This is a genomic window from Mesorhizobium sp. AR02 (assembly GCF_024746835.1).
Classification (GTDB): Bacteria; Pseudomonadota; Alphaproteobacteria; order Rhizobiales; family Rhizobiaceae; genus Mesorhizobium.
The window spans coordinates 331,974-343,540 of the sequence record NZ_CP080530.1 but is presented as its reverse complement, the minus strand read 5'-3'; the positions used below and the strand labels follow the sequence as shown (position 1 = coordinate 343,540).

Genomic DNA, 11,567 nt, shown 5'->3' with positions numbered 1-11,567 from the left:
CTCACCGGCAGCCAGTCATGGTCAGATATATTTTTGGCGAGTTGTCGAGCGGCGACACATGGGCGAGCACGGACCGAAGCTTCCCGGGAAAGTCAGCCGCCATTCGATCAAGCAGGATTCCAATCATTGTGCCGCTGTGCGCGACGATGACCCCGAGAGCGTCGTTGGCCTCGGAAGCTTTCAGCATTGAGTTCAGATGCCCCTTTGGAGCCCGATCCTGATGCAGGAGCGCGCTGGCCGTAGCTATTTTGCCTATCGTGGCCGTGTCACCGCGCGGAATTGCTGAACAGGCCCGGTGGAGTAGTTCCTGATACTCTGCTCTGTGACTGGCGGAGATTTCACCTCGCCGTTGATCATAGTCGACGGTTTCGACCGTCCCTCCTTCATCGATACCAACGATTGCGAGCGGCGGCATTTGCCCAAGGAAGGAGAGAAGGCGACATGCTCGCTGCTGATATGCGACCACTCCTGGGTACATCACCCCGTCGGATGGCTCGATCTCCGCCATTAGCTTCTCGATCAATGATGTCTGGACTCTGCACTTGAAGCAGCAGGCGATTGACCGAGCAGCCGCAACAAGATCCGCCGACGAACTCGCCAGCCCTTTGCCTTCGGGGAGCTCGGATTGCAAAAGGAGGATTCCTCCTGAGGCGCCGATCGCAACCACGAGATTCTCAGCCAATCGTTTTGCTTTGACTTTATGTGACGGATAAACGGTTACGGTTCGTTTGCCTGCAATCGGCATGAAGTGAGCTCGCGCAAAGAGCGCGATGGGCATCGTGACCAAGAAGTGAGGGTCCCAGGGAACGGAGCCGACCGGCAACTGGCCTTGCAGCAACTCGCCGAATGTGCCGCAACAAAGGGCGTCGCTAGAATGAACCCTTGGCTGCTGCCCGTCCCCGGCGATAATCTGGGCCGCATCAGCATCCTCGAACGTCTGGTGATTCATGTATGGCCTCCAAACTTCATCGGCGGCCGCTTCCAGAAGTTCTCTAGTCGACATGGACGCCGCGCTTCCTGGAGGGTCGATAGGATGCGTAGAGTTTTGGATCGCCATATCACTTCCCTCGTCAAGTACATTGAAGAGTGATTGCTGCTACGGGGCGAGACTTAGAACATCGCAGCAACCAGGCCCGCATCTCAGTTCGGATACTTTCAGGTACCTAAGGCGCCAGGTGCCTGACCTCTATAGGGGTGATCCTACCGCTCTCGGCAAATTTTCGGTGCAAAGATTCTGTGAAATAACTTGAAGGATTTGTTATCCCCTGATTATAAAACGCGACCTCGAACGCGATTTTACCACAGCGTTCCGGCGACCTGTGGAAGCGACTGATTACGATAATCCCTCGGTTCACGCCGGGGGCTTTCTGTTGCACATAAATCAAGAAATCCGCAAATTCAGGCAGTATGTTTTGGGCATACCTCTGGCGAACTGCCCGTCGTGTGGTTCGATAAATAGTCATTGACAGTCTAAAACGAACCGCTGACGATCGAACCCTGCAAAACGAACCGCAAGCCCACGCCACCTTTGTCCGGGCATACTTGCGCGCCTCGACCAAGGAACCGGATGCCGGCCGCCTCGTGCCGACCTTGAGGCGTTCGCCAACCAGCACGGCCTGCGGATCGCCGCGACCTACATGGAGAACAAAAGCGGCACCCGCCTCGCCCGCCCCGAGCTGTTCCGCCTGCTGGGTGACTGCCAGCCCTGTGACATCCTGCTGATGGCGCGCGTCGATACCGAGCTGATCCGCAAGATAGTTGATCACAGCCGCAGGTGGCTGCTCGTTGTCCCACAAGAGCCGCCCCGTTTGTCGCATCGTGCAGAGTTGAACGGCGAAGCCCAGCTTGTTCTGCGGTCGCCGGCGGAGTTCGCATTCCAATCTATCTGCCGGGTCCAGTGTAAAGTGACGGATCAGACTATCCTCGTCCGTCGCTATGCCCAGCAGTATCGCCGCTTCCTTTGAACTGACAAGCCGTCTTCTACCCACTCGCCTTCTCCCTCGGCACAGCGTTGGTGCATGGATCCTTTGTCAACGGTTTGGCGATAGGCAGGCAGGATCGAAATCAGCTTGATGCGAGTGCCATGCCGTACAAACACAACGCAGATCGTCGTCATCACGTCGGAAAGATGAAATTCAGGGTGACGAATTGGCGTGACTACGAAGCAGGTCTGCGCCGGCGTGGTAGCCTGACCTTATGGGTAACGCCGGAGGCACTTGCGGGATGGCGCGCTCCGCGACGCAAGACCCGCGGCGGCCAAGCCCGGTATTCCGATCTCGCCATTGAGACAGCGCTGACGCTGGGTTGCGTCTTGGCAATGCGGCTGCGCCAGACCGAGGGATTGCTCCACTCGCTGCTGGATCTCATGGGGCTGAAAGTCCCAGTTCCAGATCATACGACGCTGAGCCGTCGGGCACAGAAGTGGGAGCCATCAGCCCGACGAAACCCGCCGCTGCCGGACGGCCCGCTGCATGTGCTTGTCGATAGCACGGGATTGAAAGTCTACGGCGCCGGGCAATGGCTGGAGCAGAAACATGGCGCCAGATCACGTCGCAACTGGCGCAAGCTGCATCTGGCAGTGGATGCCAAAAGTGGCGCGATCATTGCCCAAAGGCTGACAGATCAGGACACGGATGATCCTTCCCAGGTGGCACCGCTGCTCGATCAGATCGACGGCGAGATCGACCAGTTCACAGCCGACGGAGCCTATGGCGGCAAGCCAACCTATCGGTCTATCCTGCAGCACAGCGCAACCGCGAACATCGTCATTCCACCGCGTTCCACGGCGGTGGAAAGCGGTGATACCGGACCGCCTGGTCAAAGGGACAAGCACATTGCCGCAATCGCAAGCGACGGTCGGCTGAAATGGCAGGCAGCCACCGGCTACGGCAAGCGGGCGCTGAGCGAAACAGCCATCGGACGATACAAGGGGCTGATCGGACGGCGCCTGCGAGCACGCTCTCTTCCGGCTCAACAAACCGAGGTTGCCATCGGTTGCATCGTTCTCAACCGCATGCTGGCATGGGCACGCCCGGAGTCTATCCGGCGTCAAGTCACGCAGGCATAACCAACTACATTAAAGATCGAAATGCGTTCGATTTCATATCCGCGCACCAACGCCATGTAGAGGGCTTCAGGCAGGCCAAAGGCGGGGTGCTCCACCATGGCCGCAAATACTTCGATGACATCGCGGTTGTTGACGCCGCCCCGCGTATCGAATGCGATCAAGTCACACCAGACGCGACCAGTCGCCCAATCAAGGAACCCGATCAGCTTCGCAGTACAAATAGAGCCGTCCGCCCGCGTCAGGTGGATATCGATGGTGCACATCTCCGACGACCAATTCCATCGGGCGCATGCCTTCGATGGAGCGCCTCCCCCGGGGGCGGCTGTCCTCGTAGGCTTTGCGGTTCGCTCGAAACTGGTGGACCTTCCGATAATGAAGCTCCTCCGAAACGAGCGTCCACGGGATCGAACAGGCTTGCTCAAAACTCGCTGCATCGCTGGGGCAGAATCCCCACGACCTGAAGGTCTCTACCAAGAAGTTGCGGGCCAAGACCTTGACGTGTCCCCAAGCTGCGCCGGCCGCAAGAAGGCCTCGGATTTCCTGTTTTAGATCCTCTGCAATCTTTGTCTTGGTGAGAACGTCGAACGGTACCAGAGCATCCCACTGCCGACTGATGACAACACGTTTCTTGCCTTTGTCCGCTCGGCCGTGTCGGCCTCGGGTTGCGATCTGCTTCGAAGGGTTTTGGACCTGCGTTTGAATGGGCCTTAACCGGAGTCGCAACTCCGGTGGGAGGGAAGTCAAACTGACAAGATACTGGTTGCCCGCGTTGCCGCCCTTACCCTGAATGACGCGCACCTCTAGGGAGTGCCCTCGCCAGTTGCCACGCAGGCAGGCCTTCCAAATTGCCTGCCGAGAGATTCCTGCCAACTTGGCGAGCAGGTTGAGTGGCACGAACTCTTTCCTCGACATCGTGCGCTATTTCCTAGCGGCAGAACAGGACCACCGAGTAACAGCTGGAGTTATATCTGTCGTGACAATCACGCCTTGCATCGCCACGCAGCCTGCGAAGGCGCGCCTGAAGGCGCACTGCTGGACCTTGGTCGAAAGGGCTGCTCCGGTTTACCAATCCTGTCGTCTTGAGGTTGACCAATCCGTTGTCGACCGTCAGCGGGTTTACCAATAAGGGCGGCTATATTCTACGCAAATCCAATCACTTAATGCCGATCCAGAATTAACTGTCATTGAGGCCATTGGTAAACCCGATCTTTGGATCGGAAACCCCTACCCTCAGCCGAAAACACTCCTGTTTTCAATCGCATAGGCCACCCACAAGCGACCCGTAATTCCGGACTGGTAAACCCCGTGAAATGCCAAATAATTCCGGACGTCACACCACACTGCCATTTATGCGACTTTCGGAGCACAAATGGCGAATATGCAGCGCAAGAACGCGTAGGCCTATACCATCGGCTCGACCGATACCGTGCCGTTCGCCACTCGTAACGGAAAGCAACGTCAGAAAAGACCTCCGCCAAGCCCGCGGCATGCAAGATCCGGGAAGTTGGCGTCCGAAGTTGTGCAACGGCCTGGCGCGGCCAACAACGGCAGAGAATACCGAAACCGGGCGATGTAGGTGGCGATATCTGCCGAATTGCCGAGCTGCCACCAATCTGCGTAGACTTTGCTGATGCTGAGAATCGGCTCCGAATTACAGTTGAGCGCCTCCGACTTCGTCGGCTACTTGAACTGCGGCCACCTAACTGCGCTTGACCTTCAGGTGGCGGACGGCGCGGTTGAGAAGCCGAAGATCTGGGACCCGCTGCTCGAGATCCTGCAGCAGCGCGGCGCGGCGCACGAGACGGCCTATGTCGATCATCTGCGGGCGGCCGGCCTAACGGTCGCGGTCATTCAGGGCAAGGGCAATGATGACGGCTCAGTGGCCGCCACGATCGAGGCGATGCGCGCCGGCGCGCAGATCATCGTGCAAGCCGCTCTGCGCGCACCGCCCTTCACGGGTCGGGCCGACATCCTCCGGCGCGTCGAGACGCCAAGCGATCTCGGCGCCTGGTCCTATGAAGTCGTCGACACCAAGCTCGCCCGCGAGACCAAGGGCGGGACGGTACTGCAGCTCTGCCTCTATTCTGACCTCGTCGGACAAGTGCAGGGCCTCGTGCCAGAATACGCCTACGTTGTCGCGCCCCTGACAGGCTTCGAGCCAGAGGTCTTTCGGGTCAGCGACTATGCCGCCTACTACCGCAATGTCCGGGAACGCTTCGCCGCGTCCTTGAACGGAAACGGCGGCACCTATCCGGAGCCGGTCGCTCATTGCGATATCTGCCGCTGGCGCGGCCGATGCGACGACCAGCGCCACCAGGACGACCACCTCTCCCTTGTGGCCGGGATCACGGCCGTGCAGCGCAGCGAGCTCGCCGGCCACGACGTGGCCACCATGGCTGCGCTGGCCGAGCTCCCCCTTCCGCTGCCGTGGAAGCCGGAGCGCGGCGCCGCCTCGTCCTACAATCGCATCCGGGAGCAGGCCCGGATCCAGGTCGCCGGGCGCGCGGCCGGGCAGGTGCTCCATGAAGCGCTGCCGATAGACCCGGGCTTTGGCCTGTGCCGCCTGCCGGTGCCGGATGACGGGGACATTTTCTTCGATCTCGAAGGCGACCCCTTCGTCGGCGAAGGCGGCCTCGAATATCTCTTCGGCTATGCCTTCAAGAACGCAGGGGGCGCGCTCACCTACGTCGCCGACTGGTGTCTCACGCAGGCCGATGAAAAGGCGGCCTTTGAGCGCTTTGTCGATTTCGTGATCGAGCGGCGAGCGCACCATCCCGGCATGCACGTTTATCATTACGCGGCCTATGAGGTGGGCGCGCTCAAACGCCTGATGGGGCGCTACGCCACTCGCGAGGAAGAGATCGACACGCTGCTGCGCGGGCAGGTCCTGGTGGATCTCTACGCGGTGGTCCGCCACGCCATCCGCGCCAGCGTCGAGAGCTATTCCATCAAGAAGCTGGAGCCGCTCTACGAATTCATGCGCGCGGTGTCGCTGCCCGATGCCAACTACTCCTTGAGCAGGGTCCAGGCCCGCCTGGAGCTCGGGGATGCAGGCGGCATCAATGCGGATGATCGGGCCGTCGTGGCGGGCTACAACCAAGATGATTGTGTCTCGACGGAGCGGCTTCGGCACTGGCTCGAGGGCCTGCGGACTGGCGCGGTCGCCTCAGGCGTGGAGATTCCCCGGCCTGCTCCGCCTGGAGAGGACGCTCCCCCTGATATTACAGCCTGGCAGGCGCGGATCGATGCAGTCGTGGCCGTGCTGACCGATGGCATTCCGGTGGACTCCGCGGAGCGCAGCGCCGAGCAGCAGGCGCTCTATGTGCTGGCGAACGTGCTCGACTGGCATCGCCGGGAAGAGAAGGCGACCTGGTGGGAATATTTCCGGCTGGCGGCGCTGTCAGCAGACGAGCTGGAGGACGAGCGGGCAGGCATCGCCGGCCTCGAGTTCGTGGATATCGTGGGCGGAACCGCCAAGGCTCCTATCCACCGCTATCGATTTCCCCCGCAGGACGCGGAGTTTCGCGGCGGCGAGGATTTGCGCAGCGTCGGCGGCGAGCGGTTCGGCAAAGTCGAGGCCGTCAACCTGGAACATCGCTTCATCGATATCAAGAAGCGGGGCGACACCGCCGGCTTTCACCCTGAAGCGATCTTCGCCCATACCTACATCGACACGGCCGTCCTGGCCGAGTCCCTGGTGCAAATCGGCGAGTACGCGGCCGGCCATGGCATCGGCGATTCCGGTACCTACAAGGCGGCGCGCGATTTGCTGCTGCGCCGGCCGCCCGATGCCGGTGGCGCGGCGCTTCGCCAGCCGGGCGAGAGCCCGGTCGATGCGGCCTGCCGCCTCGTCCCCGCCTTGCAGGGCGTGCTCGCCATCCAGGGACCGCCTGGCGCGGGCAAGACCCATACTGGCGCGTACTCGATCCTTGCGCTCGTCAGGGCCGACCTTCGCGTCGGGGTGACCGCCAACAGCCACAAGGTCATTCGCAACCTGCTCGCGAAGGCCGCCGAGGAAGCAGCGAAGGAAGACTTCGACCTGCAGTGCCTGCACAAGGTCACGGATGCGGAAGACAATGTCCCGCACCTCACCTTCACCACCAAGAACCCCGAGGCCATCGGCGCCTTTGCAAGCGGCTACCACGTCGTCGGCGGCACGGGGTTCCTGTGGGCCCGGCCCGATGCGGCTGGCCTCGTCGACGTGCTGTTCGTGGATGAGGCCGCGCAGATGTCGCTCGCCAACGTGCTTGCCATATCGCCGGCCGCAGCCAGCCTTGTCCTGCTTGGCGATCCGCAGCAGCTTGAGCAGCCGATGCAGGGCTCGCACCCCGAGGGTACTGAGGTCTCGGCCCTCGACCACCTTCTCGGCGGGCGGCAGACCATCGCAGAGGACGAGGGCCTGTTCCTCGACCAGACCTGGCGCCTCCACCCCGACATCTGCCGTTTCACCTCCGAACTGTTTTACGAAAGCCGCCTCCTTCCCCGTCCCGGTCTCGAGAACCAGACCATCCTGATGGACGGCCCGCTTGGCGGGAGCGGCCTTCGCTATATCGCGGTGCAGCACAGCGGCAACCAGAATTCCAGCCCTGAGGAGGCCGACCGTATCCGCAATATTGTGCTGGGGATACTTGCGTCAGGTGCAGGTTGGCGCGACCGCGAGGGCAATGAGGCGACGCTTACCCTGAACGACATTCTGATTATCGCGCCCTACAACGCGCAGGTCTTCGAAATCCAGGCGCGCCTCCCCGGCGCGAGGGTAGGAACGGTAGACAAGTTCCAGGGGCAGGAGGCGCCCATGGTGATATATTCCGTCACGACGTCCAGCCATGCCGACGCCCCGCGTGGAATGGAGTTCCTCTACAGCGCGAACCGCCTCAATGTGGCCACTTCCCGCGCAAAGGCACTGTGCATTCTCGTGGCCAATCCGGACGTGTTCGAGCCGGAATGTCGGACGCCACGCCAGATGCAGCTAGCCAACGGCTTCTGCCGCTATCTGGAGATGGCCGTTACGGTCGATCCGTAGGTCCTCGCAGCTCCGCGGCAATGTCCGGCCTGTTTCACCGAGAAAGGCGGACAGCTGAGCCGCTCGTGTCCCAGTATCCCACCCACCGAAACAACGTCTGGCCAGATAGAAACTGTCGGTGCGTCTGAAAGGGATGAAGCGGAGCGCGACCCTGAACCGTCCCAGAATCCATGGTCACCGGGCTGGGTCTCGCAGCGTGCTGCGCCTGCGTGCGCTGGGCGATGCTTGGTGCGGATACTCGGCGAGCGACGGCGACATCACCGCCGGGTGCGATCGAGCAACCGACAGTCGTAGCTGATCTCGATAGAAAGCGTAGCCCGATAACAAGGGCTGCTCAATTACATTTTGGCTTCGGGGTATTGTCCCTTGATTTCTGCATTGAAGAAACGACCAAGAGACTCCGCCGTCATCAGGCGCTCGTTCATGAAAGGGGGGACGTTGTAATATTGGTACACGCCGCCGTGTCGGAACTGGACTTCGAGTGTTTCGAGATCTGGATCGTAGCCAACCTCGGCCAAATTCCCCGACGTTACCGATTGCCGTTCCATTTAATTTTCTCCCTCATCGTCGACGACATTTGGCAGCGGTGCCCACCTCGGATCTTGCGCTCGCCAGCATGCAACGAGATCGTCATAGTTCTCCTCGCCCCGCAGTTTCTTCCAACTCTCGGCTACGAGAGGATCCTCACTGTCAGGTCTGCGATGCATGGGTGGCAGCGTCACGCGGCACCGAACTGGCAATCGTGCGGCTTCACCCGTGATGATTGCCTCCCCCGTTCGAAGAACGGACAGGCTGTCCGCGATCCCGCTAAGATTGTCCGGAAGCGCAGCCTGTACTTTGCTGCGGTCAGTCGAATTGGTAAGCCTGAGGGCGACGAAGGTGCCGCACTGTGAGAGTATGGTATCGTCGATTTCGGAGGGCCGTTGACTAACGATCATCGCGCCAATTCCAAATTTTCGTCCCTCTTTGGCAATACGCTGCACCATCTCGCGTGCGGGGTTGTTCGTCTCTCGGCCCAGATAGCGATGCGCCTCCTCCATGACGATGAGCTGCGGGCGTTTGCGGCCGCCCTCCGCACGGTGTCGCCCCCAAAAAAGTGCCTCGTAAATGATTGAGAGGATGGCACCGATGAGTTCAAGGAGGACAGAGCTGGGGATGCCCGACAAGTCGAGCACGGTGATCGCCTTCTCGTGTCCGATCCAACTTTCCACAAGTTCGGGAAGGTCGTTTTCAGTGTGTCCGTTTAACCCCGGCTCCCATTGTCCTGGCTTAAGCAGAAATTCGAATTGCCTGTCCAACAGTCGTGAACGCATGCGGTCGAGCTGCTTCCGAATTCCAAGGACACCAATGTTGTTGAGGTAGGGTGCAGTGTTCGTTGTCGTGTGCGGCTGGTATAAGGGAAGTCGAAGCGATGCCGCATCGCCAGGAGTCACCAGCGCCGGCTGTGTCTTTGTCTGATCAAGCCACGTCTTCACTTCGGGATCGATCAGTTCATGCCAGAGCTGCCGGAGGCTGTAAGGAATGGGGCTGTCGACGGTCATCGAATTAAGATCGACGCCGGCGAGGCCATCCGTTTGTGCAATTGCGCTTTTCGCAGCGAAGATTTTGTCGAGGATCGCGGTTGTCGAGCGGTCATCCAGTTTCCCGCATAGGAAGTCGATCATGTCTGCCGGACGCAAAGCCCAGAACGGAATCACAAGGGGCTTTTCGCCCTCTGCAGGCGCTATGCGAAATACCTCAGCATTGTCTCCAAGGGCTCGCGCATACTCACCGTGAATATCTAGCAGGAGAATCCGTGCGCTTGGAAAGCCCTCACCGCCCGGCATCGAGATTGACCGCAAGAGGCTTGCGACGGTGGTGGATTTTCCGGACCCTGTCGATCCCAGCACCGCACTGTGTCGTGTCACCAACTTGTCGAGGTCTAAACGGACAGGGATGCTCTCAGCGTTGGCTAACCGGCCGACTACGACTTGTCCAGCAAACTCAGCGCCATAGATTTTGGAAAGATCTTCCTCCGTGACAAGGTGAACCTCATCATTCACGTTAGGGTACTGGCTGATGCCGCGTTCGAACGATGCCTCTACGATCTCGCCGACCAGTTGCACGGTGAGCCAGCGCTCACCCCGATCATGCGCGTCGGCAAGAACGGGCGGGGTCGCACTCACGCCAACCTCGGAAATGATCGCATAGAGGTCGTGATAGCCCTGAGGGATGCGGACGAAACTGCCGACCTGACCCACCCGATAGCTTCGTCCGCCGATAATCGCGATGCCGGATGCAACGCCTTCGAATTGACGTACGCTGACTGTAGCTCCCGCGACCGAGCCAACGTGACCGAGGAGTGTGGAGATACTCATGCTGCTGGTGGCACGTGGACAGGTGGCGTTGTGGGAGACGTTGAGAAAGCTTGTATGGATTTTGACGCCGCGAAAAAGCGAGCGAATGGCTCAATGCCACCGAGCGTGAAGTTGCCGTCGGTGTCGAGATAGGTTGAGCGTATCGGCCCCCAGTCCTTGCTTGGGAGTTCCGATGGGGCCTTCCAAGGGCCTCGCATCCCGTTCACTTTTGCCTGATCTCGTGCGTATACACTGAAATTTGGCAACCGCCGCGCGAGGTCACATGCCGAATGCTCTTCTCCGAGATACTTATATTGAAATGCGAAGATGCTTGCGGATGGATTGGCGGCCAACGCCTCATCCAAACGCGCTGCGATATGCGCATCAGCGAAAGAAAAGCCAATCGAGATCAGAAGCGTGTCTGGAGTCAGCAGGAAAGCGCGAAGCCGGTCAAGCAGTGCGGCATACGGCGCCTTCTGCGTCTGGTCGTACTTCAGATGCTCGGGGAAAACGAGATGGCTGGCTGAACTTTGGCCGGTTCGAATGACCTCGCCTTTGTCGCTTGCTCTCCAACCCAGTGATCCATGCAGTTTCCACAACCGGGTCCAGCGCGTCGGCAAGTCGCTACGTGACACCGAAACGGGGTCGAAGAACGGCTCGCGGCCACCCGTGAAACCATCGAAATATGGTGCTCGGACCGATTCGAACGCTTCCTCGAACAGGAGATCGTAGTTGGTTGTAAAAATTTCGATCGGATAATCTCTACTCGTCCCTGTGATCCAATTCACCAGATTAGCATACGCAGATCCGGGCATGGGCAGGCGCACATCGACGATCTTGCCGATCTCGGCGCAGATGGCTTCGCCAAAGGTCGCGAATCCGGGGCCATCAAGGCCGTGAACCTTTGTGGCCCCAATGACTTTGCTCAACGACCTGATGCGCGACAAAATCGTCTCGATATCGTGCTGCGAGAGCTCGGCCTTCAGGCCATCAATCTGCGCCTTGTAGATAGGTTCGAGAATGCCCAGCACCTTGTCAGTGAGCCCTGCCACGGCAGGGATCAGTGGGTACGAGCCGTCCGCCTTTGCCATCCCGGCTGAAGCTCCTGCGCCAACGAGCAAACCAATGCGCTTGCGTCCTT

At 60.0% G+C, this 11,567-nt stretch carries 7 protein-coding genes and 2 pseudogenes; 3 read left to right on the top strand and 6 right to left on the bottom strand.

Annotated features, from left to right (window positions below; translation table 11 throughout):
• Position 1 precedes the first annotated feature (1 nt).
• Complete coding sequence (locus tag DBIPINDM_RS01480) at positions 2 to 949, bottom strand: hypothetical protein (protein WP_258581111.1); 948 nt, start codon at positions 947 to 949, stop codon at positions 2 to 4.
• 548 nt (positions 950 to 1,497) lie between these two features.
• Here DBIPINDM_RS01480 and DBIPINDM_RS01475 point away from each other — a divergent pair.
• Positions 1,498 to 1,736: pseudogene (locus DBIPINDM_RS01475) on the top strand (recombinase family protein); the annotation flags it as partial.
• Here the strand turns inward: DBIPINDM_RS01475 and DBIPINDM_RS01470 are convergent.
• Positions 1,731 to 1,988, bottom strand: a pseudogene (locus DBIPINDM_RS01470) (DUF4158 domain-containing protein); the annotation flags it as partial. The pseudogenes DBIPINDM_RS01475 and DBIPINDM_RS01470 overlap by 6 nt on opposite strands.
• A 95-nt stretch (positions 1,989 to 2,083) precedes the next feature.
• On the opposite strand from DBIPINDM_RS01470, the gene DBIPINDM_RS01465 reads away from it, so the two are divergent.
• Complete coding sequence (locus DBIPINDM_RS01465) at positions 2,084 to 3,067, top strand: IS5 family transposase (RefSeq protein ID WP_258580676.1); 984 nt, start codon at positions 2,084 to 2,086, stop codon at positions 3,065 to 3,067.
• Here DBIPINDM_RS01465 and DBIPINDM_RS01460 read toward each other — a convergent pair.
• Complete coding sequence (locus DBIPINDM_RS01460; RefSeq protein WP_258581110.1) at positions 3,049 to 3,330, bottom strand: hypothetical protein; 282 nt, start codon at positions 3,328 to 3,330, stop codon at positions 3,049 to 3,051. The two genes, DBIPINDM_RS01465 and DBIPINDM_RS01460, sit on opposite strands and share 19 nt — an antisense overlap.
• A gap of 1,367 nt (positions 3,331 to 4,697) precedes the next feature.
• On the opposite strand from DBIPINDM_RS01460, the gene DBIPINDM_RS01455 reads away from it, so the two are divergent.
• Complete coding sequence (locus DBIPINDM_RS01455) at positions 4,698 to 8,090, top strand: TM0106 family RecB-like putative nuclease (RefSeq protein ID WP_258581109.1); 3,393 nt, start codon at positions 4,698 to 4,700, stop codon at positions 8,088 to 8,090.
• Positions 8,091 to 8,428: 338 nt separating this feature from the next.
• On the opposite strand, the gene DBIPINDM_RS01450 is transcribed toward DBIPINDM_RS01455, so the two are convergent.
• Genes DBIPINDM_RS01450 through DBIPINDM_RS01440 form a run of 3 tightly spaced genes read right to left on the bottom strand, consistent with a single transcriptional unit; the run spans position 8,429 to position 11,517 of the window.
• Entirely contained in the window at positions 8,429 to 8,638 is a 210-nt protein-coding gene (locus tag DBIPINDM_RS01450) for a KTSC domain-containing protein (protein ID WP_258581108.1), read from the bottom strand.
• Positions 8,639 to 10,447, bottom strand: coding sequence for an ATP-binding protein (locus DBIPINDM_RS01445; protein ID WP_258581107.1), 1,809 nt, complete (start codon positions 10,445 to 10,447; stop codon positions 8,639 to 8,641). It abuts the gene before it with no gap.
• A complete protein-coding gene (locus DBIPINDM_RS01440; protein ID WP_258581106.1) occupies positions 10,444 to 11,517 on the bottom strand; it encodes an SIR2 family NAD-dependent protein deacylase in 1,074 nt (357 codons plus the stop codon). Before DBIPINDM_RS01440 ends, DBIPINDM_RS01445 begins: the two co-directional genes overlap by 4 nt.
• Positions 11,518 to 11,567 lie beyond the last annotated feature (50 nt).